This window comes from Stygiolobus sp. RP850M (assembly GCF_037389295.1).
Taxonomy (GTDB): domain Archaea; phylum Thermoproteota; class Thermoprotei_A; order Sulfolobales; family Sulfolobaceae; genus Stygiolobus.
This window is the reverse complement of the sequence record NZ_JBBHKU010000018.1, coordinates 1-26685: the sequence shown is the minus strand read 5'-3', so window position 1 is coordinate 26685 and position 26685 is coordinate 1. Positions and strand designations below refer to the sequence as shown.

Annotated in this window: 32 protein-coding genes and 5 pseudogenes; 17 read left to right on the top strand and 20 right to left on the bottom strand. The window is 35.2% G+C overall.

Translation table 11 applies throughout. The features are described from left to right. Positions 1-613 precede the first annotated feature (613 nt). From WIW52_RS01315 to WIW52_RS01295, 5 genes are all read right to left on the bottom strand, one after another. Positions 614-1240 carry an HAD family hydrolase gene (locus tag WIW52_RS01315; RefSeq protein ID WP_337708104.1) on the bottom strand — a complete coding sequence of 209 codons (627 nt, stop codon included), beginning with the start codon at positions 1238-1240 and terminating at the stop codon, positions 614-616. Positions 1241-1658: 418 nt separating this feature from the next. Further along, positions 1659-2372 carry a hypothetical protein gene (locus WIW52_RS01310; protein WP_337708102.1) on the bottom strand — a complete coding sequence of 238 codons (714 nt, stop codon included), beginning with the start codon at positions 2370-2372 and terminating at the stop codon, positions 1659-1661. Between the two features lie 672 nt (positions 2373-3044). Then, on the bottom strand, positions 3045-3656 hold the full coding sequence (locus WIW52_RS01305) for a helix-turn-helix domain-containing protein (RefSeq protein WP_337708100.1): 612 nt from the start codon (positions 3654-3656) through the stop codon (positions 3045-3047). Between the two features lie 17 nt (positions 3657-3673). Next, positions 3674-4018, bottom strand: coding sequence for a DUF488 domain-containing protein (locus WIW52_RS01300; protein ID WP_337702627.1), 345 nt, complete (start codon positions 4016-4018; stop codon positions 3674-3676). A gap of 534 nt (positions 4019-4552) precedes the next feature. After that, positions 4553-5026: a PaREP1 family protein gene (locus WIW52_RS01295; RefSeq protein WP_337708099.1), complete on the bottom strand. Its 474-nt coding sequence runs from the start codon at positions 5024-5026 to the stop codon at positions 4553-4555. A gap of 192 nt (positions 5027-5218) precedes the next feature. Between WIW52_RS01295 and WIW52_RS01290 the strand changes: the two are divergent. Beyond that, positions 5219-5356, top strand: a pseudogene (locus tag WIW52_RS01290) (PaREP1 family protein); the annotation flags it as partial. Here WIW52_RS01290 and WIW52_RS11245 read toward each other — a convergent pair. The 4 genes from WIW52_RS11245 to WIW52_RS01275 all read right to left on the bottom strand — a co-directional run bounded on the left by WIW52_RS11245 (position 5352) and on the right by WIW52_RS01275 (position 7039). Continuing rightward, positions 5352-5495 (bottom strand): PaREP1 family protein, encoded by a 144-nt coding sequence (locus WIW52_RS11245; protein WP_443294901.1) that lies wholly within the window; start codon positions 5493-5495, stop codon positions 5352-5354. The pseudogene WIW52_RS01290 and the gene WIW52_RS11245 sit on opposite strands and share 5 nt — an antisense overlap. Further along, positions 5492-5875, bottom strand: coding sequence for a type II toxin-antitoxin system VapC family toxin (locus WIW52_RS01285; protein ID WP_337702622.1), 384 nt, complete (start codon positions 5873-5875; stop codon positions 5492-5494). The genes WIW52_RS11245 and WIW52_RS01285 overlap by 4 nt, the downstream gene beginning before the upstream one ends. Continuing rightward, positions 5862-6134, bottom strand: a complete 273-nt coding sequence (locus tag WIW52_RS01280; protein ID WP_337702620.1) for a hypothetical protein — start codon at positions 6132-6134, stop codon at positions 5862-5864. The genes WIW52_RS01285 and WIW52_RS01280 overlap by 14 nt, the downstream gene beginning before the upstream one ends. A gap of 500 nt (positions 6135-6634) precedes the next feature. Then, positions 6635-7039, bottom strand: coding sequence for a DUF3093 domain-containing protein (locus WIW52_RS01275; protein WP_337708097.1), 405 nt, complete (start codon positions 7037-7039; stop codon positions 6635-6637). 218 nt (positions 7040-7257) lie between these two features. Here WIW52_RS01275 and WIW52_RS01270 point away from each other — a divergent pair, with 218 nt between their 5' ends. The 3 genes from WIW52_RS01270 to WIW52_RS01260 all read left to right on the top strand — a co-directional run bounded on the left by WIW52_RS01270 (position 7258) and on the right by WIW52_RS01260 (position 9987). Further along, complete coding sequence (locus tag WIW52_RS01270; RefSeq protein WP_337708095.1) at positions 7258-7425, top strand: hypothetical protein; 168 nt, start codon at positions 7258-7260, stop codon at positions 7423-7425. A gap of 328 nt (positions 7426-7753) precedes the next feature. After that, complete coding sequence (locus tag WIW52_RS01265; RefSeq protein ID WP_337708093.1) at positions 7754-8971, top strand: ATP-binding protein; 1218 nt, start codon at positions 7754-7756, stop codon at positions 8969-8971. A gap of 494 nt (positions 8972-9465) precedes the next feature. Further along, complete coding sequence (locus WIW52_RS01260; RefSeq protein ID WP_337708091.1) at positions 9466-9987, top strand: PaREP1 family protein; 522 nt, start codon at positions 9466-9468, stop codon at positions 9985-9987. A 141-nt stretch (positions 9988-10128) separates the two neighbouring features. On the opposite strand, the gene WIW52_RS01255 is transcribed toward WIW52_RS01260, so the two are convergent. From WIW52_RS01255 to WIW52_RS01240, 4 genes are all read right to left on the bottom strand, one after another. Next, positions 10129-10836, bottom strand: a complete 708-nt coding sequence (locus tag WIW52_RS01255) for an IS6 family transposase (RefSeq protein WP_337708090.1) — start codon at positions 10834-10836, stop codon at positions 10129-10131. A 335-nt stretch (positions 10837-11171) separates the two neighbouring features. Beyond that, a complete protein-coding gene (locus WIW52_RS01250) occupies positions 11172-11564 on the bottom strand; it encodes a type II toxin-antitoxin system VapC family toxin (protein WP_337708088.1) in 393 nt (130 codons plus the stop codon). Then, entirely contained in the window at positions 11539-11796 is a 258-nt protein-coding gene (locus tag WIW52_RS01245) for an AbrB/MazE/SpoVT family DNA-binding domain-containing protein (protein WP_337708086.1), read from the bottom strand. The genes WIW52_RS01250 and WIW52_RS01245 overlap by 26 nt, the downstream gene beginning before the upstream one ends. A gap of 577 nt (positions 11797-12373) precedes the next feature. Further along, the gene (locus tag WIW52_RS01240) at positions 12374-13063 is read right to left on the bottom strand and encodes a hypothetical protein (RefSeq protein ID WP_337708084.1); all 690 of its coding nucleotides are present in this window, start codon (positions 13061-13063) and stop codon (positions 12374-12376) included. A gap of 440 nt (positions 13064-13503) precedes the next feature. On the opposite strand from WIW52_RS01240, the gene WIW52_RS01235 reads away from it, so the two are divergent. The 7 genes and pseudogenes from WIW52_RS01235 to WIW52_RS01205 all read left to right on the top strand — a co-directional run bounded on the left by WIW52_RS01235 (position 13504) and on the right by WIW52_RS01205 (position 17483). Continuing rightward, positions 13504-13977 (top strand): PaREP1 family protein, encoded by a 474-nt coding sequence (locus WIW52_RS01235; protein ID WP_337708082.1) that lies wholly within the window; start codon positions 13504-13506, stop codon positions 13975-13977. A gap of 161 nt (positions 13978-14138) precedes the next feature. Beyond that, positions 14139-14507 (top strand): HEPN domain-containing protein, encoded by a 369-nt coding sequence (locus WIW52_RS01230; RefSeq protein ID WP_337708080.1) that lies wholly within the window; start codon positions 14139-14141, stop codon positions 14505-14507. Beyond that, a complete protein-coding gene (locus WIW52_RS01225; protein WP_337708078.1) occupies positions 14488-14832 on the top strand; it encodes a nucleotidyltransferase domain-containing protein in 345 nt (114 codons plus the stop codon). The genes WIW52_RS01230 and WIW52_RS01225 overlap by 20 nt, the downstream gene beginning before the upstream one ends. A gap of 977 nt (positions 14833-15809) precedes the next feature. Further along, on the top strand, positions 15810-16052 hold the full coding sequence (locus tag WIW52_RS01220; RefSeq protein ID WP_337708076.1) for a hypothetical protein: 243 nt from the start codon (positions 15810-15812) through the stop codon (positions 16050-16052). Then, positions 16045-16479, top strand: coding sequence for a type II toxin-antitoxin system VapC family toxin (locus WIW52_RS01215; protein WP_337708075.1), 435 nt, complete (start codon positions 16045-16047; stop codon positions 16477-16479). The genes WIW52_RS01220 and WIW52_RS01215 overlap by 8 nt, the downstream gene beginning before the upstream one ends. A gap of 199 nt (positions 16480-16678) precedes the next feature. After that, positions 16679-17080: pseudogene (locus WIW52_RS01210) on the top strand (plasma-membrane proton-efflux P-type ATPase); the annotation flags it as partial. 232 nt (positions 17081-17312) lie between these two features. Continuing rightward, positions 17313-17483: a hypothetical protein gene (locus WIW52_RS01205; RefSeq protein WP_337708073.1), complete on the top strand. Its 171-nt coding sequence runs from the start codon at positions 17313-17315 to the stop codon at positions 17481-17483. Between the two features lie 24 nt (positions 17484-17507). On the opposite strand, the gene WIW52_RS01200 is transcribed toward WIW52_RS01205, so the two are convergent. From WIW52_RS01200 to WIW52_RS01190, 3 genes and pseudogenes are all read right to left on the bottom strand, one after another. Further along, the gene (locus tag WIW52_RS01200; protein WP_337708072.1) at positions 17508-17807 is read right to left on the bottom strand and encodes a hypothetical protein; all 300 of its coding nucleotides are present in this window, start codon (positions 17805-17807) and stop codon (positions 17508-17510) included. Next, the gene (locus tag WIW52_RS01195; RefSeq protein ID WP_337708071.1) at positions 17791-18300 is read right to left on the bottom strand and encodes a hypothetical protein; all 510 of its coding nucleotides are present in this window, start codon (positions 18298-18300) and stop codon (positions 17791-17793) included. The genes WIW52_RS01200 and WIW52_RS01195 overlap by 17 nt, the downstream gene beginning before the upstream one ends. Positions 18301-18481: 181 nt before the next feature. Beyond that, positions 18482-19441: pseudogene (locus WIW52_RS01190) on the bottom strand (hypothetical protein); the annotation flags it as partial. Between the two features lie 192 nt (positions 19442-19633). Between WIW52_RS01190 and WIW52_RS01185 the strand changes: the two are divergent. The 6 genes and pseudogenes from WIW52_RS01185 (at position 19634) to WIW52_RS01160 (ending at position 23061) form a co-directional block, all read left to right on the top strand. Further along, positions 19634-20137 carry a nucleotidyltransferase domain-containing protein gene (locus WIW52_RS01185; RefSeq protein ID WP_337708070.1) on the top strand — a complete coding sequence of 168 codons (504 nt, stop codon included), beginning with the start codon at positions 19634-19636 and terminating at the stop codon, positions 20135-20137. After that, a complete protein-coding gene (locus WIW52_RS01180) occupies positions 20130-20546 on the top strand; it encodes a HEPN domain-containing protein (RefSeq protein ID WP_337708069.1) in 417 nt (138 codons plus the stop codon). Before WIW52_RS01185 ends, WIW52_RS01180 begins: the two co-directional genes overlap by 8 nt. Before the next feature lie 686 nt (positions 20547-21232). After that, positions 21233-21610, top strand: coding sequence for a hypothetical protein (locus tag WIW52_RS01175; RefSeq protein ID WP_337708068.1), 378 nt, complete (start codon positions 21233-21235; stop codon positions 21608-21610). 164 nt (positions 21611-21774) lie between these two features. After that, positions 21775-21996, top strand: a complete 222-nt coding sequence (gene vapB, locus WIW52_RS01170; RefSeq protein ID WP_337708067.1) for a type II toxin-antitoxin system VapB family antitoxin — start codon at positions 21775-21777, stop codon at positions 21994-21996. Positions 21997-22090: 94 nt separating this feature from the next. After that, a pseudogene (locus tag WIW52_RS01165) lies at positions 22091-22384 on the top strand (type II toxin-antitoxin system VapC family toxin); the annotation flags it as partial. A 299-nt stretch (positions 22385-22683) separates the two neighbouring features. Continuing rightward, entirely contained in the window at positions 22684-23061 is a 378-nt protein-coding gene (locus tag WIW52_RS01160; protein ID WP_337708066.1) for a methyltransferase family protein, read from the top strand. A gap of 359 nt (positions 23062-23420) precedes the next feature. Here the strand turns inward: WIW52_RS01160 and WIW52_RS01155 are convergent, their stop codons facing one another. The 4 genes and pseudogenes from WIW52_RS01155 to WIW52_RS01140 all read right to left on the bottom strand — a co-directional run. Next, positions 23421-23714, bottom strand: coding sequence for a hypothetical protein (locus WIW52_RS01155; protein ID WP_337708064.1), 294 nt, complete (start codon positions 23712-23714; stop codon positions 23421-23423). A gap of 522 nt (positions 23715-24236) precedes the next feature. After that, positions 24237-24851, bottom strand: coding sequence for a hypothetical protein (locus WIW52_RS01150; protein ID WP_337708063.1), 615 nt, complete (start codon positions 24849-24851; stop codon positions 24237-24239). Continuing rightward, positions 24838-26232 (bottom strand): ATP-dependent nuclease, encoded by a 1395-nt coding sequence (locus tag WIW52_RS01145; protein ID WP_337708061.1) that lies wholly within the window; start codon positions 26230-26232, stop codon positions 24838-24840. Before WIW52_RS01145 ends, WIW52_RS01150 begins: the two co-directional genes overlap by 14 nt. 151 nt (positions 26233-26383) lie before the next feature. Further along, positions 26384-26530 (bottom strand): annotated as a pseudogene (locus WIW52_RS01140) (IS110 family transposase); the annotation flags it as partial. Between the last annotated feature and the right edge of the window lie 155 nt (positions 26531-26685).

Below are 26685 nucleotides of genomic sequence, written 5' to 3'. Positions count from 1 at the left end.
AATTCTTTAGTTGGTAGAGCTCCGGGTATTAGGGTGTGAGCTTGCAAATAACGTTGAAATAAATATTAATTACTGAAAAATTCTCAGTGTATCATATCATGCTTATGAAATAAATTGAAGAGATCAACAAAGCAACCTTAAGGAGAAAATTGAAAGAATGATGAAAGAGAACATTGATAAGTTAAAGGATATAATAATTCACGACGATCCTAAGTATAAGAGGTAGCTGTTTTTAGAGAATGAAAGACGTTAGCACTGAAACCGAGAAAGATATAGATTTCATTGTAGAAGAAGACCAATTAGTATTTCAATTTTTAATTTCCAGTCTGCTTTTCAAGTATTGGTAAAAATAATGAATTCTACAATCTTATAGTTGAATTTCAAAGAAGCGTCTAAAAGAAGACTAGAAGTATATAACTATTGAACGTAGAATATCGATAGAGCTAGCGTATGATTCTAGAAGAAGATATAGGAGAATTAAGGTTTTGAGCTCAGAGAAGTAAAGTATAAATCGGAAAAAGGAATTCTAAAATAGCACATAGTTAGATATAAAATTTCTGAGCAAGCTTGTTTAATTGGCATTTATCTGACGTGCATACGTAGAGAAATTACCTTAGTCTTTTGTTAAATCCTTTAAGCTCTTTACCCCGAAATCGTAAAAACCAAATCTGTTTAGCAAGACCCCTCTGAGTCCACTCCTCTCAGCCCCCGCATAATCCATTTCCATTATATCACCCACATGGTATATTGGGATTCCTACTCTCCTAGTAACTATACTGAATATCTTAGGGTTTGGTTTCACTAACCCCACTTCAAAAGAAAAGATTGTGTGAGTAAAGTACTTGTTCAAACCCAATTCTTCGACTACTTTTTTAGCCCTAGGCGTAGCGTTAGACACCAGAACAATTTTGTATCCCTTACTCTTAGCCCACTCTAAGAAATCCTCCGCGTCCTCTAAGAGGAAATATTCGTCTCCTCTCTTAATCCCATTAATTTCCATTATCAGTTTTTCATCAGTGGGCTTTATGCCCAGTTCGTAGAGGAAATCCCTTACATCGAAGGGGTTAACTCCGTTCTCGTCGGGAAAATTGTGTTTAGCCATTACTTTTACATAAGCTCTATAGACTTTCCTCAGCGAGAATGTATAACCGTGGTCCTTAAGGATTTCATATATAAGTTCGTACCTCCTCGGCGTGAAGGCGACTAATGTGTCCCCTAAGTCTACGCTAATGACTGTCACGACAAATATTAGCTGTCGTAGCTTATAAATTCTTTGATGAAAAGTATATAAAGTAATATATAGTCTTATAAAATCTTTAAGGGTAAAACTCCTTGTCGTCAACCAGTTACCACCTCTCCTTTTAATCTATCATTCTTATTGTTGTTAGTTTTAACTATAATACGAGTGATCGATGTTTAATTTTCCTTTGATTTAATTATGTCATTGTTTCAACATTATAAAAAAATTAAGAGAAAGTATTTTTATTTCTATCGTGTCAATATTTATTATGGATTAACTTGGGACGAATTCCTTTGTTTTACGGAGAGGAGATTCTCACATGTTCTCTGCATCATCTGTTTTGTCTTTAACTGTTTTAAGAGGAGAAAGGTACCTATTTTACGTCTTCGAATGGCATCACAATATTCGTGCTTACTGATTAATAATGGAGAAGTGACAACAAGGACAATAATATTAATAAGACCACAAAGATCACATCCCTTTTAGAACCCTTCCTAACGAGAAGTGTTATTTCTTTAGGTGATTTTAACTTTTCTCCGGGTCTTAAAAACCTCGTTGAAGGTTCTATCAACGACACAAGTAATAGGGGAGTGTTTAAGCTAATCAAAGTAAGTATTACTAACGATAATATCCAAGATACTTGGACTATAGATTTATCGAGTCTCCGATAAGGTATCTTATATTCTACGTATAGGGCCCCTGTGAATATATATAATATCCAATAAATATCGGGTATAAGAAACTGGTTGCCCTCAAATAAAGCCCAAACTAGGGACAATGAGACTACAAATGTCGTGCCAAGAACGTTTCCCCACAACGTATTTTTATTAAAATAGAAAGTCAATGTTACTATTAATAACACTATTGGTACAATTATATACATTATTACATTATTAATTTCAATAAAAACGTAGGGAATTATAGCTAAAAGTATTAACAGTATATCCTTATAGTCAATCTTTAAAGTCATGATTTTAGGTTGTAAGTGCTCAAGTATAGGCAGAGTATATGCTATTACTGGGATCAACAGTAGAGCTCTGGTTACGTTAACTCCAAAGAATGGAATTAACGAAACTACATAAGACAAGATTCCTATGAAGTATAAGGCGTGATTTCTCACTCTCATTTTCATTTAATCACCTGCTTTAAGTAAGTATAAAACAATAGAATCCCATACCTTGGAAAGATGTAGATAATAGGAAAACCGGTAGTGATAATCCGTGAACGTATGTAGACTTTTACCAACTGTTCTAAATTTAATATCAAACACGAAGCATGAGGAGGTCTAATTAAGACCCTCTTCTGAAGAGCATTAATAACTGATGGGACGAGTTCATCGCCAGATATCGAATCGCACACGGATACAACTGTGATGACTTCCATACAACATCCTTTATAACGGGGGCATTTTAATAAAACACACCTAACGTTTTAGGCTATCCAGACCTTAAATAGTCGGGAGTTATACATAGCATTTCAATCAACTCCTAGACACCATAAGATTTTAGCCATAAAACGCGTGTAGACCCTCGAATCCCCCCTTAGTAAAGCCCCCAGGGGTTTACATAATGTTCAGAGGGCTTCAAAATTCCTCGTATACTTAGCCAATAAAACTCCCCACAACTTCCTTGATACGATTTCTTCTTTGCCTCCTTCCCATAGTAATTCTGTCACTTGTTAAGTCTATAGTATTATTTCTTGTACTAGAGACCTAAGTAATTTACATAGTCATGTTAGGAAAGGGTTGTTAAGTACGTATAGTAATAGATGATTTTTTAGTTAATGTCATCATTTTTCAATTATATCAGTGTTTATCCAAATAATACTTTACAACTTTTCTAAGAGCTCTCCTTAATATCTCCTCTAAAGTCGGAGCACTTATTCCCAACTTATCCGCTAACTGAGATAATGTAATACCCCTTTCGTCATTAAAATAGCCTAGCTTGTATGCTAATTGGAGAATTTCCATCTGCCTCTTAGTTAGTTCTGCGCTAGATATCTCCGAGACGTTCAAGACTGTTACTTTTACTCCTTCTTTCGATAATTTGGTTAAAAATTCTTTAAATGATGAGCTAGCAGGTACAAGTAAAGTGTAGAGTAAAGTCCTTTCTTTTAGTACTTTTATTTTTTCTACAACTACATCAGAAGTATAAAGTATCCTGCATACTGCACATCCACTAGTTCTCACCCATACTTTAGTTTCACTGAGTTTTAGCACTTTAACGCTATTTGACTTTAATTTTAGGACTTCATTCTTCCCTATCTCCTTTTCGAAACTAACTATATGATCCGTAGTCTGTTCTCCTAACTTAACGTTCTCCACACTCGCCTTAAGTCCTGCTAATGATATTACATTCATTACTTCACAAGGGTGATCCTCTACTAGTAATGTTACTTCAAAGGGGGTTCTATACATGACCTATAGAATGGAGTTCAAACCTTTAATACCTTCTCTAAATACTCTCTTAACGCCACCGCATTATTGTAGGGAGATTTTGAGGCATAAAGTAAGGTTACATTATTCCCCTTTTTAATTAACTGTAAGAGTATTTCAACCTTAGGATTTCTACTGAGTTCCTCAAAGTACCTCCTTTTAAACTCCTCCCATTTATCAGGTTCGTGATTATACCATCTCCTTAGTTCATCACTAGGGGCTACGTCCTTGAGCCAAACGTCTATTTGGCTTCTCCTGATACCTCTAGGCCACAACCTGTCTACTAAAATCCTTATTCCATCATCCTTTTCTAAAGGATCGTAAACTCTCTTAACTTTTATCATGATATGAGTGTTTTGCTCTCTCCATAATAAAAATAAGGAGGCTAATAGGTTAGGTATATTGATTTTAAAGTACACAACCGTTGATCTTTATCCTATCCCATTTCATTTTCTTTTTTTTAACTTTCAGACAAGTTTACTAAATTTAAGGTATTTACAGCACCTTTAGGCTCATCTTTCAATCATGTACTATTATTACCTTCAACTTCGTAAACATGAGCACTAGTTAATGGGTACTTAGGTACTCACGGATAATCTTAGGGATCATGGTCTCTTAATGCAGTTTCACCTAGAGTAATTGTATCCAGGCATATAATGATGTGTGAATACTAGGTGTTTAAGCAACGAAACTACGTAAAATTTCGACGTAGTATTTCAGCAACCCTACCGAGTACATTTTCATGACGTTACGAAAAATTAGCCTTAAGCCGACACGAATCACGTTAATCTGACCAATACGTGAAGAAATCAGGATTTAATCCCATGTACTTCAAGGAGATATATCCTTTAGGTATGCTCGACTTAGGAGGTCAAAGACTAATTGTTGGTAAGTATTTTTTCGCTTTCTTCAAGCATTTTTCTAACCTTTTCCACTCTCGGTATTATATCACTTACAGTGAGCTTAGCCTCACGAAAACCCCATACGTGGAGTGAGTAACCAGCATCCCAGCCCGACAATACCCAGTCCCCCAATTTCTGGGAGAGCTTACTAGAAGCCGACACAAGGAGATAAGTATACCACCTACCCTCCCTTAAGGTCTTTTGGTATTCCTCAAGGTTGAACTTCTCGGCTAAAGCTTTAATCAACTCTTCCGCGACTTTATAAGCCTTCTCAGAAGCCTGAATTGCGTCACCCTTATTTGAGTACTCCTCACATTCCCTCATATACTTCTTAGCAAGATCAAGCCTAAGCCTTATCTCCTCTTTAGGATCGTTCTTACTTATCAAGCTTATCAACACGTCTTCAACGTTAATTCCCATATCTTCTGCCTTCCTTATCAACTCCTCCATAAGAAATACTAGTTAACAATAGTTAAAAACCATTTGACCTAGAAAAGCTTAAGAGTCAATGTTCACGGAAACTCCGAGGGACATAGCCTAAACGATAATCGTGAGAAGTTTTTGTAGCCGACGTAATGAATCGTGAAACTCTTGTTGTGCAAATCGGTTAGGTATATTTTAGACCTTAACTACGTAATTTATATGATGGAAGAGTTGATAAAAAGAGCTGAAGAGATGGGGATTGATGTTGAGGATTTAATAATTACAGCGATGTCAAGGAAAGACCCTAAAGAGGGAATTAAGCTTAGACTTACCCTCGCTAGGAAATATATGGCTAAGGACGGGAGTAATTGAAGAGGGGCAAATCAAACTTCTCTGATAAGGCTTTAATAACTTCCTTAACGACCTTATACGCCTTTTCAGAAGCAGTATCGAATCGCCGTCTTAAGTTAAAGTGCCTTTTCTCGAACTCAGCTATTTCTTATTAATCTTTTCAAATGCTCTTGTTAGCGATTGATCAAAGGTCACTACCCTCTTAATTTTTAGCCTCTTCGAGAGGGACAAAGTGGTACAGTCAGTAAAACTTAATTCATCAAACTTGTTAAACAGTTCCCACGCTGTTTTAAAGTCCTCATCATTAACTCTTATCACGTCCAAGTTCTCTAAAATATTCTCACCTACCTCTTGAGCTATCCATGGCACCTTAGCCCTTAAAAACGTGACTACCTCGTCGAAGATATAATCTGAAATAACTAGCTTATCGTTGGCTATCTCGTCGAAGATCTTCAGGGCCTCTCTATGTCTGGAATCCCTCTTATTATAAAAAGCTATTAGGAAACTCGTGTCAAGGATTATCATATATCACACTGTCGACGTCAATATTACTAGTATCAATACCCCAATCCTTTATAGCTTCCTTCATTTTCTCATAATTTTTCCTTTTGAAATTTTTCATCACATACTCAAAAAATGACTCCTTATTATCAATTGCAAAGGATATAAGGTAGTCTTGCAGTTCCTCCAAAGTCAGCTTAGTATTTGACTTCAGCAAAATCTCAGCCCTTAAATTTTCAAGGTCGAGCTTTGTCTTGTCTTTGACTTTTATTGTAGTTACCACGAGATAAAGTATACTTTTCTACTAAATATACTTTTCCACCTCTCTCTTGACTGTGTTCGAGACCTTAGAAACACGTTCAGTGATGGCTCTGTTAGTGATATAGTTCCTCAAGATTCACTTTTATTTCTACAAGGTTAGAATTATTGATTGTAAACTAAGAGGAACTGACTTCCATCCTAGCTGTGAGGGTTTCTTTATCGATGGACTCCTGATTTCTCGTCATAGGAAAAGTGGAGAAGGTCAGAGACTTTATCTCATTTAGATTAACCACTTTAATACCATCACGGTCGTTTTATATCAGCATAAACACTTAAGCTTACTACGAGAGACCTCGATAATCTCATTTAGGGCAATAGACGGATAAATAAACTAGGTTGACAAACATAATAGTTATTCGACGTTCCCTTGCTTGTTAAAAAATCCAACTTTCGTTATTAATCGGGAGTACCTCTGAGCTAAGTCAACGTGTTGTAGTTAATATTTTAATTACCTCCTGAACTTCAGATCACACTCTCTTTATATCTTTTAAAAGTCTCTAAGATTTCTTTCCAGTTTTTCACATCCTCAATAGTCCTCTCTCCTCCTTCATAAACTATACTCAAATCCGCTGTAGAGTCACTAATCCTCAATACTCTTATCTCCCTTACTCTGTCTAAAGGTATCTTTAACCTACCTACTTCGACTCGTTCCGGTGTTATTCTGAAGTGTAGATAGGGGTATGACTTTACAGCTAGGATAATTGAGATTGATATTAAAGCTGCAGCTAATACACCAAATAAGAGTATTTTATTCAAGAAAATCCCGACATCAACCAAAACGTACCCGAGCCAAAAGATAATCTGTATGTAGAGGAATAACTTATCTCCTTTCTTAGTATGTATCCCCAACATTAGCGGGGCTTTCATAATTAATATTTTGAAAAGGTGAAATATAAGCTTTGTCTATATCCAGTTCTCTCATTCGATAAGGGAGTACTGGTGATAATTTCGCCAATTAAGTACAAATTGTATAAATAGATAGGATCGAGTTTCGTTTTCAATCTGAACACTGTTTACACGTTAACTAAAATAAGAGCCATTACTCTAAAAACCTATAAAAAATTGATGAGAATCTGAGTGCTCAAATGACGCAACTACGAAACCAACTATTATCGCACGGTACCTTAATGAATGGTCATGGAGTAGGTTCTCTATATTTGAGGGAGTATTCTGAGGCTGGGAGGATCATTACTCCTTCGGTGATATTTTCCGTGACCTTTTCCAAATCTTCTTTCAGGAGAAATGAAGTGTGAGAGTCCCCTTAGAACAGAAGATAAATTTTATCTCTCTCCTTACATTGTCATTAATTCATAGCCAATGATGTTAACTGTCCCATTTCGTTAATCCTGCAATGGTCTGCTACCAAGTCTTAACCCATCTACCTCTATATAAGCCCTCCTTCCATACGTGCGACGTAAGATTGGTAAATTGAATCCTGATACCCTCAACACTTTTTGTATTATAATCGATATGTACAGCTTTTATTCAATTTTTCTTGTTCACTATACTGCATAAGTAAAGCCTTAAGCTTATTCACTATACTGCATAAGTTAATAAAAGTAGGGTGAGAATATACACGGGATGAGCGAGATAAAACAAGTCATAGTAGACCAAAAAGTTAGGCTGGAAAGAAAATTTGAAAGGGAGAGAATAATAGAGAGGGACGTACCGGATTTAAAAAAGTACCTCAACCATCCGAACATTTTAGCTATCCTTGGCGTTAGGAGGAGCGGGAAATCTACACTGGCTGAAATGCTCTTGAGGAACAAGGACTTCGGTTACGTTAACTTTGACGACGATAGGTTAGCAGGGATAAAGGTCGAAGACTTACACAAGCTGGAGAAAACCATATACGAACTCTTCGGAGATGTTAATTACTTCCTCTTTGATGAAATACACAACGTCGAGGGGTGGGAACTATTCGTGAACAGGTTAAGGGAGGATGGGAAAAAGGTAATCGTAACCGGGAGTAATTCCAAGATGCTTTCTGGCGAACTGTCAACAGCCCTAACAGGAAGGCATACTGACTTTACATTATTACCGTTCTCTTTTTCTGAGTACTTGAGGTTTAAGGGTGTCAAAATCGAGGAAATCGGAGGAGTATTTACGACTCCCTCAGAGGGTTTGATAAAGAGGGAATTAGAAAACTACATCAAAGTGGGCGGGTTTCCGGAAGTGTTAAAGATCTCTGAGGACCTTATCTTTTCTATCTTCTCAGATATAGTCTACAAGGACGTCGTCCAGAGGTTGAAAATAAAGAGGGTAGAAATGTTCAAAGCTTTCGCGGTAAACGTCATAAAGTACTACTCTAATGAGATTTCGCTGTCGAGGCTGTCTAAAACGTTAAAGTTGAGCAATAACACTGTTGAGGAGTGGTTTAACGGTCTCATCAACGCTTACGTGATACTCACGTCGGAGAGGTTTACCACAAAGCCCAGAGAGGGGATGACTTCACCAAAAAAGGTTTACGTAGTTGACCCAGGTTTCATATCTGCGTTAGCGTTGGATAACTCAACGGGTAGGATAATGGAGAACTTAGTAGCAATTCATTTGGTAAGGAACGGTGTAAAGCTGTTTTATTTGAAGGGTGATAATTATGAAATAGACTTTGTGACGGGGGATAAAGCTATTCAAGTTACTTACGCTTCTGGGAGGGACGAAATACCTAAGAGGGAAATTGAGGGGTTGATTAAGGTAAAGGCGAGGGAAAAAGTCGTTATAACTTGGGACTACGAAGACGAGATAGGGGGAGTAAAGTTCATCCCCATATGGAAGTTTTTATTAAGACAAAAAGGATGATTATCAAGAGATTAAAATAGACCACTTCTCGTCTCTGCCTTCCTTGTGGTAGTAGTTTAGACTTAAGGAATGCTTTAGTTAGCTATACGCAGAAAGCAGAGAAGCTTATATAGAAAATAAAAGGTTAACCTAAGAATTTTTCCGTCCAGATATTTTTTCATCTAATTTCTCCATTCCTTCATCAATTTCCTCCTTCTTTATGATTAAAGGTGTAGAAATAATTAGCCATGAAGAAGGTACGGTCACTCAAATAGATCTATTCAAGGCTTATCCCGGAAAACGAAAGGGAATGTAGGACTCCTAATTCACACCTGCTGAAGTCTCTTTCAATAGACTATACTCAAAGTCTAAAAGAAATTATATATTAGTATGAAAGTTGAGTTTCATTTAGATCGTTTTTTATTATTTCGAGCTTCTAGGCAAAAATAACTAAAAGTCTCTGATCGTAAATCGTCAGTAAAACGTATTATTAGGAGAACCAGAATAATGATATTGTGTACGAGGTATTAGATTACAAAGAAAATCCCAAATCTTATATCCACATGAAAGTTATGGAAAGTTTAGTCGAAAGTAGGTTGGCGTTAGAAATGTTGAAAAGAGGGCTTTTAACTAACGCATCGTCTAAGGCTTTTATCTCCTTAAAGTCATTTATAAGTGCATTAATTGTAAAGGATTTTGATAGAATAATTCAGAACAAGCCTGAAAAGGAAAAAGAATGGTATGAGAGAATAGGTTATTCTGCCCCAACAACGGGTCTTATAGGAGTTTCATATGATCTTGAAAAATTAGGCTATAACGTAAGTTTGGTGGTAAGAATAGCCCAATCTTTACATTCTTTTTTATATAACGGTTTTGACCCCAATTTAGTTAACTATAAAGATAAAGAAGAGGTTGAGAAGGATATAAAAAACGTAGTACAGTTTGTCATTGACAATGCTAAGAAATATTTTAATGATTTTTGGAATGAAGAATTGGAAAAAGAATGGGAAAACCTGATGAACGTGTCTAAAGACTAATTTGGCCATAGCCCATGGCTGTAGGGTGACCGGTGTCTATTATGTAAGCCTTTGATTAGCCTTTTCTTCCTTTCATTAATTCTCAGCACGTTTATTACTCTATATCATTATCTTCGTTAGTTCCCAGTGTGGACAACAATTTCATTCATTTGAAATATTTACATTTATTATCACCCCCTTATCTAACAAGTACGTTGGGGTGTAAAGGATGTTGTATATTAGGAAGAATGTTGATAACCACCTAGTTATTGTGAACTTGTTACTATTCCAAGGGAAGTGGAAGTCCATTGATGCGAGCCTATGTTTTAAACTTCTGAACCCTTGTTCTGCGTAATCCCTCTCGTTGAACGTTACCTTCTCGTGTTCTACGTTTAACCATGTGAAGGCGTTGTATGCTGTTGCCCCATCGTGCAAGTAAATTACCTTATCAATCCTTCTCCTAAACACCCTCATTGCTATTTCCTCAGCCCTACTCATGTTCGCAAGAACTACCAAGACATGTACTCCACTCCTAACACTAGTGACCATGAAGAAGGGTATTCCCTTGGTTTTTACATCCCTAACAATCCACACGTAATAGTACTGACCATTAATTAGCCTCACCTTAGTCTCGTCAATAGCGTAAACACCACTCAATGGCACAGCGTACTTAACATAACTCAACCTCCTATGATAGTAAAGCAGAGTGGAATGGGGTAAAACTACCCTCCAAGAGGATAATCCAGAAACGTAGTTAGCCAATGCAGAGGCTACGGTCTCCCTAGAGTAAAACCTAGGGCTAAGGTTAATATACTCCATTAAAATTAGTATAATTTGGGTGAGCACGGGAACCTTCCATCTAGTTTCCATGTGCTCACCTCCAAGTAATACCTCCCGTGCTCACCCTAAAAAAGTATTATCATCAACGTTCTCCTAATAAAGCACAAACAATTCAAATAATTCATTTTATATTAACAAAATTGTTGTCCACACTCTTAGTTCCAGAGATAAATCCGTAAAGTAAAATCACCCTTGTAACATTTCGTTTTCCCTTAACTCTCTTAACAAACGAAAATTCTTTTACGAGCTAACTTATCCTTAGACTAAAACCCAGCGAAATTCTGGATCGTGTACTCCTCTTGCTCTAGAGAACTGCAGAAGACCTAGGCCAGTTAACCAATTTATAGATTAAGAATTTTCATTAACTAAAATTCAGCCTTTACTTTCTTTTTTAACTCGCTATCATCAGATATGATTTCGAGCCCGTTTTCTAACGCAGTCGTAACATGTATCGAATCTTCTAGATCTATATCATATCTTTTAACGTTATCCACAATTTTACTCCATTCTGGCAATTCTAAGTATTCTATTCTTAGGCTCTCCAGTGCTTCATTTATTGTTTTGATAAAATCGTAATCCTTTAATGGCCTACCAAGTATTTTACCTAATACGACGGTCAATAAGAATGGAGTCACAACAGAAGTATATTTATAGTCTTCCATGCTTAACCAATTTTTTGCTCTTTCGCCGTAAGTTTTATCCCCAGTAAGGTAATATACAAACACATTTACGTCAAAATATTTTCCCTTGTTTGTCATTTAATAATACCTCTGCTAGTGCTTTATTCAATATCTTATCTATGTCTTCATTTCCTACATCCTTCTTAAATATACCATAATACTCGTTAACATCTAATACCACGGGCTCCAGTATGATTTTTCCATCTTCTATTTTTAACTTAAGTCTCTTGCTTTTTAATAATTCTCTAACTTCTTTAGGTATCGTTATTCTACCTCTATCGTCAATCTTTAGTATAAACTCCTTCTTCATAATTACCCCAAACGAAACCCACTAATATAAGTTTTACTCGAAATGTTTTGCAGGTCTCTTTATCAAAGCTAATGATGATAAGGATATATACGAAAACATGAGTAGTTTATTGTCTAGAAATTACACTGCTTTTAAATTAACGCTTAATTTTAATGGAAATTAATGAGTAATCCACAAAACATCTAAAAACTACTTACGGAATCTTCGATTTTCTTACAAAAATTACGAGCTTTACAGTAAGTGGGACGCTACACATAATAGCTTACACCACTTTAACGCCGTTAACTATACCTTTCAATCCCTTTTGGGATGCAACAGTCGATAGGGTTAGGAATCACCGGTTTAGCAGTATCCCTTTCCTAACTCATCTACATTCCCAACATTTTACGTTCTTTCAGAGAGTATTTTGTAGCGTTATCTAAGCATGGAACTCTACGATTCATTAAAAGTCTACGGAAACTGGCGACTGTATATAGGTGATACCATAGCTACACCGGTTTACCCTTCAAAGGATATTGTGTGTTTTATCGGATTAATAAAACAATTATGAGTTGAAAAGGCATAACTTCTTAATCGGTTAAATAAGTCTAGGAGTATACGAAATACCTATAACATACAGGCTGTACTCCTTACCGTTAATCCATACGTTTATCTCCATTGGTACCACCGCGGTGGAATTTCCAGTGCTATTCAATCCAAGGTTATTCAATATCTCTTGCGAATTTACCACCTCATAGGTGAAATTACCTAGAAAAACAACTTTCGAAATGATTCCGTTTATTTCAACTTGTGATACGTTAGGTGGTAATATTGCGTAAATTGTATTATTTTTGCCAAAAACATAATCTCCTAAAGGTATACTAACATTAAAAGGTAAGCATATTGTAGTGTTTGTAAGAGAGGAATTAATTAAGAGTTTATATTCTCCTAGCGGTAATACTACTAAATGTGAGTATGCAAAGGGAGAAAATATAGAGAAGTTCGTGTTGCAAACGTAATATATCATATACTTAAACCAAATCGTCTCACCAGGGAAAAACGTGAAGTTTATGACTTTAACGAATAACGACCATAGCCCTGAAGGAAACAACGCGTAAGTTTTTCCGTTGTTTAAGTCTAATATTTTTATTGTGAATGGAACTGCCGGGAGGGAGGATCCAGTAATTGTAGAATTAGGTGAAAACAGACTGATAGTATGTATTACAATTGGTTTTTGACCAACGTTAGTAAAGTTTACGAAGACATAGTATTCTCCATCAAATCCCAAGGACACTTTCTCCTCTATTCCATTACGAGTAATTACTAAGGGCTGTGTTTCCGTAGCCTTCGCAGTTGTAGTAGTACTTAAACTCTTCTGTATACTCTTTTCCGTCTTAATACCTAATATAAAAAAAGAATAGAGAAGCTAAAATTACAAGAGTTAAAGCAATTAACGCTATAATTGTTTTACGCATAAAGGCAAGTAACTCTGGGTTTTTATAAACCTTTTCGAAAGAAGAGGAAAGGCATCACTTCATTATCTAGAGAGAATTATTAATAGCATCGTAATTCTGGTTAACTATAACGTTGCCCGTAGTTTGCCAAATAAGGGCTAGGTGACCAAGAGGCATGGATCTGGTTATACTTTTAGACTTTTCGCTTTATTAACCCTTCCTCTGTAAGTTTGACTTTCTGTAGTTTTTTAATCTTTTTGGGAGATTTTAACTTATGGAGAAGTTAATAAAGAGGGCTGAGGAAAAGGGCATTGACGTCGAGGAGTTAATACTTTCAGCTTTGTCCCATGTCTACCTTAAAGAGAGCATAAAGTTCAGAATTGAGTTGGCTGAGAAGTATATGGCTGAAGCCTTTAAGTATTTAGATAAGGGTGATGCAGTTCAAGCTTCTGAAAAAGCTTATAAAGCGGCAGAAGAGGTAGTTAAGGCCCTTTCAGAGAAGTTTAATTTACCTGAGTATCAGCGAGCCGTTAAGGAGGGTAGGTGGTATATTTATACGCTCGGTAATGCTTTAAGTACTTTATCAACTAAGCTGGGTAATTGGGTATTGGACGGGTGGAGTAGTGCATATTTCCTCCACGTGTGGGGCTTTCATGAAGCTAAGTTAACGACTTCTGATATCACCTCATATTTAAATAGAGTTAAGGAAATGTTGGAAGAGGCTAAGAGGGTTTTAAACGAGAAGTAATGGGTTACAAGTATCGAATTCAGAAAACTCTTGTGATTTAGAGGATTTCTTGCATGAACCTAATGACGAGTTAAAAACAAATTTCATATGATTTATAAAAAATTGTTATCCACATCCTAAATAGGATAATGATTTATAAGTCCTATACAGTTTTATAAATTATGGAGTTCTTAAAAAATAATGCACTGGATTTCTTAAATTACGCTAAGCTTCTACTACGTGATGGTAGATATAATTTGGCATTATTTTCATTAGAGCAGGCGTTACAGCTAGGTCTAAAATACTACATTTCCAAATTAACGGGTTCTTTCCCAAAAACGCATGACATAGTAGACTTATTGAAGAGAATTATAGAGCTTACGGAGAACAAGAAGCTTAAAGAGGTCTTAAACTCAGAAATCTCTACCTTAGATTTGTTAAAACAAGCTTATATTGCCTCAAGATATTTACCTACTAATTACGATAAAGAGGCTGTTGAAAAAGCGTTAAACGTTGTAGAGGTGATATTTAATGAGCTGGGAATATCTTAAAAGGAAGTGGGATAAGAGGAAAGAATTCCTTGATAACGCTAGGCGTTACGTGAAGTTAATTAAAGAGGTCTGTGTTAAAAAGGTGGATCCCGAGTGTAGGGTAATACTTTTCGGCTCTGTTGCAAGGGGGGATTATAGAGATGATAGTGATGTAGACGTGCTAATAATCACTGATAGGGCTAAAAGCGTATGGGATAAAGTAAACATTGAGGTCATTATCGAGAGAGAATTAGACATAGGAGATCCATTCGAATTCCATATAGTAACAAAAAGTGAATATAGGAACTGGTACAAGAAATTCATAGACGTTTATGAGGAGTTTTAGTAAGTCTCGCGAATCCTATTCAACATAAAACCACCGTTGGAACCATCACACACGGTGAGCCAAATGACCTCCATAACTTGGGTAAATTGAAATATCAGAAACATTTACTATCAGTTGAAAATTTTCTCATCGATTTTTAATACGCTCACGGAATGTAGCGGTGAGTACTTAAAATCGGTAAACATTGATGTAATACGCCTCCTACCTACAAATAAATAGAGATCGATTAATGTCTAGAATATATCTACTCAAGATCACGCTCAACTATGTATTTGCGAAAAATTTTTGGTAGATTTATACATCATCCATTAGATGAACTTTTATGAAAGATAAGATTATTTTTTCCATAAATGTTATAAGATTTTCCTCCCTAACAGCAATATGGACTTATACTGGAATAGCTCTTTATGATTTTTATCATTTATCAACATTATTAGTTATTATATTTTTACTCTCTTGGTTATCCCATATTAGTAATATCCTACATTTTAGCTGGTTATTTAACTGACAGTATCGGGTCAAGAAATACTATTATAATCTCATTATTTTCAACTTCCACAGTATTATTTTTAGGCTTCTTTTTAACTAGTGGTATAGAAGGGATAATAATACTAAGTATTCAAGCATTCCTTAAAGTAATTCCCGTGCTCACCCTAAAAAGGTATTATCATCAATGTTCTATTAATAGAGCACAAACAATTCAAATAATTCATTTTAGATTAACAAAATTATTGTCCACACTCATTTAAACTTTAAGTACTTCTTGTAGTAAAAACTTATGATAATGATATAAACGGCGTTTATTGTGAAAAGAATTCACAATTAATGCAGATTAATAGACATGATTTTTTATTAAATATTTTTATGTTTGATGAAAGAGGATTTAGGAAATTTAAACTAAGTTTCATGAGTGAAATTATTGCTCACTCTGAGTATTAAAGAGAAAAAGTTTAATACTAGGTATACAAAGTATACTTATGACTTACACCACAATTAAAGTTTCAGATGATGTAAAAAGGAAGTTAATGAAGATTGCCGGTGAACTTAAGGCAGAAAAAGGTGAAGACATTAGCCTGAATGAGGTATTAGAATTCCTTATCAAATTATATGAAAATAATAAGCAGAATAAGAAGACGTTAAACATGGCTGCATTCAACAACCTAATCACAGAAATGAATAAGGATTCCTCAGAAAAAATTGATGATGTAGTCTATGGATAAACTTCTATTAGATACATCATACTTCGTAGCTTATCTAAACAATAACGATGTGAATCATGAAAAGGCCTTAAAATTGTCTGAAAAAATAAAAGAGTATGAGGCTGTAATTACCGATTACATATTTGACGAGCTTATAACTTTCCTAATATATCACGTTAATAAAAACTATGCCGTTAAAGTAGCTAAACTGATCTTGGAAAAGGTGAAAGAAGGTGAATTAGACATATTCCTAATAGATTGGGAAGTGTTTGTTAATGCCGTAAATTACCTTGTTAAATACGAGAGGAAATTAAGTTTTACGGACTGTACTACACTTTCTTCGATGGATAAACTAAGTACACAGTTCTTGTTAAGTTTTGATAGAGATTTCGATAATATAAACCTTTTAAAGTCTGGGAAGAGAGTAATAAATATGAGGTACTTGTAAGGAGAATTAAACTTTCATCATGACTAACAATTTTAATTTATTCACTTAGCTCATCACCACGCCTAAATTAGGGATTATGTACTTCCAGCCACTACATGGGGAGTTTCATTGTGCCATCCTCCTCTTCACATAGACTTCATAGTGATGTCCTCCGATTTAGTATTTACATAAAAATCCATTTTTTATACTTATAACTTAGAAACCAGAGAGATTAGATGCAGGAAAAATCGTTAAAGCCTCTCTTATATTGGCGTTTTTAGTAATCATTGAGTCATTTTTCACGCTATGGTTAGGGGACGATATATTGAAACTAAATGTTAATGAGATACATACTTTTATATTCGATATGTTAGTATTCAGCGGACAATTTACAGTATATATGGTTAGGGAAAGGAGAAGTATGTGGTCATCAAGGCCAGGCAAATTCCTTTTCACTAGTAGTATAATAGATATAATATTTGTAATATTAATCTCCACATTAGGGATTATAGTAACTCCAATTCCTTTAGAAGACGTAATATTAATACTTGCAGTAACTTTTATCTTTACAGCTGTATTTGATCATGTAAAGAATATTTCATTTAAAACCGTAAATATATAACTATAGATCACGTGTAGTTTTATTAAGGAATAGAAATCCTTCCAACATGATATTACAGACTTTTTAATATTTATTTCGAATAAAAACGAAATTTATGTCTATGTTGAATGATTAAATTTTAACTATCCTCCTGCTTTTTTCATAGTATCATAACCCAACTTTTTGGCAAACTCCCTATACTCTCTTTTGTTAGCATGAGTTATAACTCACCTTTAATCCACTTGCAGTTATTATGAAAAAGGCTATAGAAAATAAGAGAACGGATAAGATTCTTGTTAAGGAAAAGTTATTTTCGATCAAGTATAAGTATATTAAGTATATGAAGATAAAGACATTTCTAGTTTATATTGCAGATAAGAAAGTAATAAGATATTTGAAGAAGAATAGAAATTATAGTATGTGACATTATTTATGTCAGAATTCTATTTTAACATTGTATTTCTATATAGTTGTGAGTATCTGGATCTGGATGTACTGTTACTAAAATTAACTCACTGCTCCTTTTAGCTATTACATATCTTATTTTCGCACAAGATCTAAAGTGAAGAACTGTTCTCCATCTTTCTGATTCGCCTAAGCGTAAATTAGGAGTTTGAGGAATTCCTTTTACTCTTTCTAAAAATGTTAATACTTCATTACTTAAGGGATCTATTGGATCATTAAATTTACTTAAATACCGCTTAATATCTTCCAAATGTTTTTTAGCATGATCAGATAAGATCAGCACTTTTTAATACTTTCTCATTATCCATTAAATCTTTTATCTCTATTTCTATCTTTAATGGTCTATAGAGCTTATCAAAGGAAAACACAACCTCTCCCTCAATGTGCGCCCAATGTTCGACATCACCTTTTGCCAAAAGCACTTCAACAAAACCGTTGTCATATTTTATTGACTTGCACTTCTTTTGACTTTCGTTAAAAATAGACTCATCAATACGTTCTTTTATCTCTATTTCTATCTTTAATGGTCTATAGAGCTTATCAAAGGAAAACACAACCTCTCCCAAGAATTTTATAAAATAAATAGTATCACCTTCATTTAGATTTATTACGATTTTGCCTTTTTCTGACCTTACTTTTAGTTTAGCTCTAATCCTAGAAGCTTCATCAATTAGTTCTTGTGGAGATAAAGGAATATCGATAATAGGTTTATTATTAAGTAAGTATTTCGCATAATCCTCAAGGAATTCAGCATACCTCTCTAATGAATTACTCATAGATGAGTATTCTATTTTACGCTTAAAATCTTTAATGTAATAAGTGCACTCCCTTTACGGGTATAAATTATTTGTTATACTAATGCTAATTAAATTGTATTTATTACCTAATTTGAAATAACATTTTTAACTGAAAATATTATTATTTAGTTACAAACTAGTCTGTAACATTTTTACGTAACTACTCGTTATTTTTAATTACTTTTAATCTTCTTAAGGCTATTAAGTAAGCTGAGGCTGTATGCCTATCAAAACCCTTTTCCCTCATCACCCTTTCGTGATCCTCTGAGTTAATAGTACCCTTAGGATTAACTAGAATAACGTTAAAACCTAACCTTAACGCTTTAATAACACCGTGGATTAATAATTGCTTCTTAGCAAAACGCGAAACCTTCCTATTACTACTCATACTACTAGTGAACTTCCTCTTCTTAACCAGGGACAAGTCCTCAAAAGCAACGTAATCAACACCAACCCTTGATAGGAAAATGAGAACTTGCGAAAGAGCATTCAAACGCAAAGCCCTAGCTTTCCCTTTAGGAAAACCGTGGGAAACTACCTCGCTATACCACCAAGTTTTGAAAGTAATAATTTAACCATCCTTGTTAATTATAACAATGTTCAACCTATCACTGTTCAAATCAAAACCAGCAAACAAACCGTAACCATTGGGTTTCGGCGAAGAGAAGTGCTTTAAGTACAACCAGAGTGGGATTTGGAGGTGGATCATAGGATAATGCTTGAAACTTATTACAGCACTATAACCCTCCTCCTTCCTTCGAGATAACTCCTCTGACTCAGAAAGTAATGGTAAGTACTTTTTACCGAAGTACGCCTTCCCGTGAACCCACTTACCCCAGGGTCTTTAACCTTAATTAACACGTGGTCTTCAAAAACGTGAAACTTAATCCCCCTATTGCCCTTATCACTCTTATTCCCCCTACAAGCAATCCACTTCTTTCTAATCTCAACCTTATCACCGTTATTCTCGACCAATGCTAAAGCCTGCTTATAAGCAGTTTCGGCATAGAACGCGTAAGGAATGATCTTGTATAACTCCTTAACAGCATCGTTTAGGGAATCCTCTTAAAGCTAAGTTGATCCCAGCCTTTATAGCCTTTGAGTAATAATAAGCAATTCTAGCTTGCTAATCATGGTTCCCCGACAATACATCCTCACCGCCCTACAAATATTTTATACAAAAAACAAAAATTTATTGGACACACTGTCAAAACAATATTTAGAAGTAATTAAAAATAACGAGTTGCTACATAGAAGCGTTACAGTCTCAAAAAGGGAATAGTTTTTATTGTCACCGTAACTATTATATCTCGTGCAGGAACCTTACAAGAGCTTATTAGAAAAGCTTACTAAGCTTCTTCAGGAGGAGTTTCAAGATAAGCTCATTTCCGTAGTACTTTATGGTAGTATTGCAAGGGGGGATAATAGGAAGGACAGCGATATAGATTTACTACTTGTTATAAAAGATTTGCCTAAAACTATAACTGAAAGGGTAATCCTCTTTGATAAGGTTGAAAGAAAGCTTGACGATGATATTATGAGGCTTATGGACGAGGGATATTACGTGACTTTCTCTCCTATTCTCAAAACTCCCGAAGAGGCTATGAGGTTTTCTCCTATTTACATGGACATGACTGAGGACGCAATAATTCTTTATGATAGAAATGGATTCTTTAGAAAGGTTCTGGAAAAAACTAGAAAGCGACTGAAGGAATTGGGGTTTGAGAGAGTTTGGCTATCTAAAAAGTCTTGGTATTGGAGGAAGAGGGATTACAAATTTGGAGAAATAATCGACTTCGGTGACGTGCTTGAATAATTACGATTTAGCTAAATCGTATATTAGACAAGCAGAGGAAAGAATTAAGCATGCTAAGGAAGCATTAAATGAAGGAAACTATCCTTATACCGTTAGGCAATGCCAAGAAGCAGTAGAACTCCTCCTTAAAGCGGCACTTAGGCATATAGGCGTAGAACCTCCGAAACTTCACGACGTAGGGCCTCTCCTTAGGAAAGAGAGGAATAAATTCCCCGCATGGTTCCAAGAGAAGATAGATGAGTTTGCATATTATTCCAGAGTTTTAAGAAGTGAAAGAGAACCAGCAATGTACGGAGATGAAGAAACTGGAACACCGCCAGAAGAATTATATTCAAAATTTGATGCTGAAAACGCAACAAAGATGTGCGATACTATTCATGAATTTGTAAAGAAATTAATAGTACAATGATATAACGATGATATTCACACAAAAGTACCTCTGGATTGAAATTATTTACCTAGAAAATATTCAGTAAAACTGGGATAGAAAAAGAAGTCTGAATAGAAAATTTAGAAAATATTTCCTTTCCCTCTTTAAAGTATTTTGTGGACTGAGACCTAAAAAACGGTATAATAAAAACTAAGTAATTAGAGCGACTTTCAGTTCATTAAATTCGCCAGCTACTTTTAAAAATCAATATCCTTAGTCACTAGGAGTGTGATAATAGGTTAATGACGACACTATCAAGGAACAGCATCTAAGAGGGAGAAGAAAAAATTGAAGTAGAGACTACAACAGTTGAGTCCTTAGGAAAATTTTCAATAGTTAAGATGGATATAGAAGGTGCAGAAGGGGTCGGACTTTCATTGAGGTTTCATGATTTGTATTCAACCTCTAGCCCTCATTCCCCCCTGTCCGGCTCCCCACGCCTAGGTATCGTTAACAACTTGTAAAGCTCGTAATACTCTTTATACTGCAACTGCTCGTTAACCAATGGAGTTTTTTTCCGCGATAGCCTTTAAAGAGCAATTGATATCCGGCCTCCCTCATCGCAGTTAAACGACGAATGTAGTCTTTACGAGAACACTTAATTTTAGGGACAGTAGTAAAGTACTTATTACCTTCATTCAAATGCTCTACAATTACCTTAACTTGTGACGCAGCTGCTTTCCCCTTCAGAAAAGCCCAACTCTCTAGGAAGTACAGAAGGAGTAGTTGACCTAGGTACTATTATGAGGAACTTTTCCTTTGAAGTCAAGGAGGGGAAATTTCTGCTGAAAGGAGTTGGGTGGTCTTCGATCGTGGCGGAGTGCGACCAAAAGAAGTTAGAGGGGTTAGTGAATAAGATAGTTTCCTCAACTTTCCTTGAGCTGTTAGGCTGTAAATTTGAGGACGAGAATGGAAATTCCGATAGTATGGGGAACCAGCTCTTTTTAGTCCTCAGGGACGAAAGACTCTCAGACTTTATTATAAGCACTGGAAGGGGAATAGGGGTTAGGAATAGTGATAGGTATTGTTTAGCTTTCATTTAGATAAAGTTGGCCCTCCATTAGCCTTATTTAGATTAGGAATATCCTAAGACAAGCTTAGGCAAGACAACTCTGAACTACAGACACTATCTAGTAAAGAGATTTTTGACGCTTAATATTAAATGCAGTGGAAAGGTTTTTATCTCTACGTATACGTAAGATATATTATGAAAGTCGTATACAGTTTAAGAATAGACAGAGAATTAAGGGAGGAGATGGAAAAATACAATGTGAAATGGAACGAGGAAATAGAGAAATTTATAAGAGAAAAAATAGAGGAATTGAAAAAAGAAGAAGCTATGAAGAAATTGCACGAAGTAATCTCCTCCTTGCCTGAGACTGAGCCCGTTGGTGTAAGATTGGTGAGGGAAGATAGGGATAATAATTGACGCTTCAATGTTGGTTAAGATAATTACTAAGGAACCTGGCTGGGAAAAGTTAGAGGAATTGTGAGGAGGAGGAGAAACGTTAGATCTAGCCCTAGTTGAGGTTTCTAACGCTATATGGAAGAAGACTGTTCTACTAGGCATGATGAAGTACGAAGACTCCATAATTGCTTTAAAGGCAGTTAAAGAACTCTTACCTCAGTTATTAGTTGTTCATAAAAGTGTAGATTTCCTTCAGAGAGCAATGGAAATCTCTTTGAAGGAAAAAATACCGATCTATGATTCGCTCTACATTGCACTTGCAGAAAATAAAGGAGAAAAATTAATAACTGGAGATAAAAAGCAGCATGACGTTGCTATTAAGTACGTTAAAGTAGAATTTTACACGTGAAATAGTGTTATTCAGTGGTAAAAGAGAGATTGAGCGTAAGAGGAGGTAAAGCGTATACCTAATGACTTTATAATGATTTTATGTAGTTCGTTTCCACGAACTTTCGATCATCTTTTTACGCCGTAGTCTTATGTTAAATTATGATTCTCATATTCTAAACTTACGCAAAACAAGAGGTCTTCTACGTTGTCTACTCCACAGTATTTTTAACTGACATAGTAGTAACCTACGGAATTAAAAAGTAGAAGACCAAAGTCAAAGAGAGGGAATATTTTACCTTTTTCCTATTCATTATATCGTTGTTTTTTGCAATATTTCTTTCAATCTTCTTCGGTTATTATTCCTATTACACCGGGATGGGAGAACTGCCCCTGCCATCTATTTACGTCGGAGAGATATTAATGATAGCAGGAGAAGCCTTTAGATTGTGGGGAGTGTTTACATTGGGTAAGCATTTTTCGCCGATTGTAACCATTTACTCGTACCATAGAGTAGTTGGTAAAGGACATTATAAGCTAGTTAGACACCCCGCTTACGGAGGAGCAATAATTACAATACTCGGGGTTTCAATAGCCTTGAGAAGCATATTTTCATTAATTTCAGTGTTGATCATTGCTCAAATTTATAATTACAGGGCAAACCTTGAGGAAGAACGTTGGCGGGATGAGAAGGGTTAGTTAAGGTGGTTAGTTGAGTCCTTGTTCTCTGCTGTTAAGCATTTGGTGAGTCTGTTAGGGATACGAGTTTTGCTGGTCAAGTTATGGATGCTAAGCTGGTTTGGCTTATGCAATGTACATGGCTAACCTTGTTGTTGGTCGGGGCTAAGGGCTTTGAGGTCAAGAAGAAATATAGTAAATTATTTAGGAGAGAAATTATTTTCTATAGAAAACATATTTTTACTGTATCCTTCTAATGAGATTTATTGAACTAATCCACAAAGCATAATAACATATAATCTTTATAATCTTTTTATTGTAAACGCTCAATATATAGATATTTGTAGTTAAGTGCATTTATTCTTTATTATACGAGTGCTTCAATCCAATCTATGTACTAGTAAACCTAAATATCCCTCAATAAAATGAGGTATTCCAAAAGGGATACAAATATTACGTACTCCATTGCATTCGCCTATATATGCATTTATCTCTTTATTTATATCGCACTTCTCTTTTGAAAGTTTATAGAACGCTCTTCCGTTTCCGTCTAAAATTCTGTATTTATTTCCCTCTTTAACCACAATTATCGGATCCTCTGCTAGCTTGCCTCTTCTCTTACCGTAATTCTCTCCCTCTTCACAAATTTTCCTTTTTATTTCTTCATTTTTCACAATTTCTTCAATATCCTTGTATTTATACCCTGGAAAACATTCTATTTTAGTTCAGATTATAAGATCTTTTAACTTAACGCTATCTTCCTTCCACGTACAAGATCCAGCAGTTATCTCCTTTGCTATGAACTTCCTCTTAAACATTAAACTCAACCCATAAAATAAATCATAAATCTCCTAACAGTCCTCTTCTATTCCTTTCTTACGCTCATAGCACTTTTTGACTAGCTCGTCTATATTAATTATATCGGGGGTTCTATCGCGAGTTAATGATGCTGGTTCGTGCAATATATAACTTTTTACAACCTCTAATCTCGACTCTTGAGTTAAATGCTCAGGATATTTTGTTATCATACAAATATTAGAGGTGTAAATGTAATAAATATTTTTTAGATCATGCTTAAGCTTCGAATATTCAACATTCAGAATTTTGTAGAGGATGTATTTGTCCTAATCTCATATGTAAATACTCTAAGTAAGTAAAGTATGTCCTTTTCCTTAATTATAATAATGTAAGATATGCTACATTTTAATAGTAGTGAATTCTTCTAAGACACGAGCAATTGCTTTGAATAACTCGTCATACGTCTTTTCAGTGCAAGATTCTTTCATTTCTTTTTGTACGCTCTTAAATATTTCCTTATATTTTTTACAACACCCTTCTCCTGTAAACTTACTTATATTACTCTTACAGATTTTTATAAGGATAAAATCTTCGATACAGCAGTAAAAGCCAAGAAAGATAAAATACATGAAAAATTTCTTATTTCCTATACTACAAGTCAGCTTATATATGTCGAGATCTTCTGCGATTTTTTCCGTAGCAGAAATGGAAATCCCATACTTGTTTGCTAATTTGTTAACGTCGTTCTCGCAATCAGAAGAGCAGTGTTCTTTATCAACAAATATAATATAACCTAAGGAAAACCTTGTAACGTCCTCTTTAATGAACTTTAATACTCCGTCAATCCCAGTGTTAATAGTCCTTCCCTTACCTTTTCTACCGCTTTCTGGAATGAACAATGAGATTTGGCAATATTTATCTTTGTTTTTCTCAATAGCATGTTTAATTATTTGCCTGTCTAAATGCCCATCTCCAAAAATTATCTCAATTTTAGCTTTTTCAGTGAACTTCATTAGATATTTTTAATGCTGTATATCTTAAATCTTCATAATCCATCCTATCCAAGACTTCTTCCGAAGACAAGACTTCGTATTTACCGTCATTGATTAATATAAACCTAACATTGTCAGAGCGCTTCTCTGCCAAGTATGCATAAACGTCACTGCTCTGCGTGGTTATTAATATCAGATCTACGTCCAATTTCAGTAAGAAATCGTAAAATTGTTTAAGCAATTCTGGATGTAAGGCAAATCCTTCTAAGTCGTCGATGAGGATAATCTTAGGCTGATAAACGACGTAAGACAATATGAAGTTTAGCAAGCTTTTATAACCGTAACCTAACTCATTAATTGAAACGTCAGTCTTATCGTTAAATAATACTCTGAGCTCATTACCCGCAGATAAATAAACATAGAAAATATTAGGGTCAAACTCACTTAACAGCTCGGTAACTTTGCGTAAAATCGATGGCTCATAAGTAACTGTAGGGTTGGCATTACTAGAATATATTAAAAGTATTCTGGCGTCACCAATCCGTGTTGAGGATGTATCGGAAAACTGTATCCTATAATATTCATTATTTAAAAATAGTTCAGTTTCAGCAATTTGATTAGATATCCTACCTCTGAATGCCCTTATTTTACTTACGTTACTTGTATCTAGCATTGCTATTGCCTCCAATACGCTAGTTTTTCCTACGTTGTTCTTGCCCATGATTACGCCGATTTTAAAATTAGGTAAAATCATCTTAAAATCGCTAAGCCTTCTATAATTCCTTATTCTAACACCTATGCCCAGATTACTTAATTTTCCCGGCAATGATAACACGTAGTCAACGTTAACATAAGGTGAGTCGTAAACCCTTACAAATCTACCTTTTCCGTATTTATAAATCCACGTTGAGTAAAGCATTTCTCCACCTCTTTCTTTTTCAGTTATACTTATTGGTATCAAAGACGGGTTAGCTCCAACCGGTCTCCAAGATTCCTTAGGGTTATATTCTAAAATTTCCCCCACGATAGTGTTTTCACTATTTTTAGACATCGGCTTACGCTCAAAGTTTTTAGGCACAAACGGGAACGGGTTTCCTTTACTAAAGATTTCTTCTTTTACACCGTTTTTATCTACGTAATAAAAGGGAGTATCTCCTACCCAAATTACCGTACCTCCTCTTTCCATAAATTTGAAAATTTCCGTCTCGTTTATCGGCCTGTTCGGGTAATCGTACAATGTGTAAGGTATAACATCAGTACCGAAAATTAGGAAAGCTCTTTCCCCACGCGAACTGATCCACTCAATTACTGAGTTATAATTAAGGACAGGTAAACGCACTTTGTGTTTGCATATTTCGTCTGTCCAACTATATACTTTACCGCAGTAGACCGCTATTTCCATAATAACAATCTCAGAGGTCGATATAAAAAGCTTTTATTCAGGGAGCTTTCGGTATAAAAACCTTTCCTTAAAAATTGAGCATAGTCCACACTACTTTTGCAATAAAACCTGCTTTACTCACTAGCGTTAAACTGCCTATTCATAGTGCAGTTAATTTATCTTTTGATACATCTATTCCTATTACCCCTACCTCTTTATCACACCTATGTGCGTGAATTTTGTCACAATGTTCAGTCCGATGATAGGAGCTTGTCACGCCTCTTGCCGAAGATTTCACTTCAATTTCTAAGTCGACCATGTTTCCCCAGCTGAGGAGAGTATTATTCTCCTCGGAGTGTGGACAACAATTTTGTTAATTTAATATAATTTTATTCAACAATCTTTTCTCGTTCTATAAGAAATTGTTTTCGCGTAATACTATTTAAGGGTGAGCACGGGGTTTTTATCTTGGTG

Excerpts from the sequence above, each read along its gene's own strand:
- vapB (WP_337708067.1), top strand. The coding sequence starts at position 21,775 with ATGAAAGTCGTATACAGTTTAAGAATAGACAGAGAATTAAGGGAGGAG.
- WIW52_RS01195 (WP_337708071.1), bottom strand. The coding sequence starts at position 18,300 with ATGAGTAATTCATTAGAGAGGTATGCTGAATTCCTTGAGGATTATGCG.
- WIW52_RS01230 (WP_337708080.1), top strand. The coding sequence starts at position 14,139 with ATGGAGTTCTTAAAAAATAATGCACTGGATTTCTTAAATTACGCTAAG.
- WIW52_RS01250 (WP_337708088.1), bottom strand. The coding sequence starts at position 11,564 with ATGACAAACAAGGGAAAATATTTTGACGTAAATGTGTTTGTATATTAC.
- WIW52_RS01265 (WP_337708093.1), top strand. The coding sequence starts at position 7,754 with ATGAGCGAGATAAAACAAGTCATAGTAGACCAAAAAGTTAGGCTGGAA.
- WIW52_RS01215 (WP_337708075.1), top strand. The coding sequence starts at position 16,045 with ATGGATAAACTTCTATTAGATACATCATACTTCGTAGCTTATCTAAAC.
- WIW52_RS01225 (WP_337708078.1), top strand. The coding sequence starts at position 14,488 with ATGAGCTGGGAATATCTTAAAAGGAAGTGGGATAAGAGGAAAGAATTC.
- WIW52_RS01275 (WP_337708097.1), bottom strand. The coding sequence starts at position 7,039 with ATGAAAGCCCCGCTAATGTTGGGGATACATACTAAGAAAGGAGATAAG.
- WIW52_RS01235 (WP_337708082.1), top strand. The coding sequence starts at position 13,504 with ATGGAGAAGTTAATAAAGAGGGCTGAGGAAAAGGGCATTGACGTCGAG.
- WIW52_RS01205 (WP_337708073.1), top strand. The coding sequence starts at position 17,313 with ATGAAAAAGGCTATAGAAAATAAGAGAACGGATAAGATTCTTGTTAAG.
- WIW52_RS01270 (WP_337708095.1), top strand. The coding sequence starts at position 7,258 with ATGACGCAACTACGAAACCAACTATTATCGCACGGTACCTTAATGAAT.
- WIW52_RS01145 (WP_337708061.1), bottom strand. The coding sequence starts at position 26,232 with ATGGAAATAGCGGTCTACTGCGGTAAAGTATATAGTTGGACAGACGAA.
- WIW52_RS01285 (WP_337702622.1), bottom strand. The coding sequence starts at position 5,875 with ATGATAATCCTTGACACGAGTTTCCTAATAGCTTTTTATAATAAGAGG.
- WIW52_RS01305 (WP_337708100.1), bottom strand. The coding sequence starts at position 3,656 with ATGTATAGAACCCCCTTTGAAGTAACATTACTAGTAGAGGATCACCCT.
- WIW52_RS01300 (WP_337702627.1), bottom strand. The coding sequence starts at position 4,018 with ATGATAAAAGTTAAGAGAGTTTACGATCCTTTAGAAAAGGATGATGGA.
- WIW52_RS01255 (WP_337708090.1), bottom strand. The coding sequence starts at position 10,836 with ATGGAAACTAGATGGAAGGTTCCCGTGCTCACCCAAATTATACTAATT.
- WIW52_RS01245 (WP_337708086.1), bottom strand. The coding sequence starts at position 11,796 with ATGAAGAAGGAGTTTATACTAAAGATTGACGATAGAGGTAGAATAACG.
- WIW52_RS01310 (WP_337708102.1), bottom strand. The coding sequence starts at position 2,372 with ATGAAAATGAGAGTGAGAAATCACGCCTTATACTTCATAGGAATCTTG.
- WIW52_RS01295 (WP_337708099.1), bottom strand. The coding sequence starts at position 5,026 with ATGGAGGAGTTGATAAGGAAGGCAGAAGATATGGGAATTAACGTTGAA.
- WIW52_RS01150 (WP_337708063.1), bottom strand. The coding sequence starts at position 24,851 with ATGAAGTTCACTGAAAAAGCTAAAATTGAGATAATTTTTGGAGATGGG.
- WIW52_RS01220 (WP_337708076.1), top strand. The coding sequence starts at position 15,810 with ATGACTTACACCACAATTAAAGTTTCAGATGATGTAAAAAGGAAGTTA.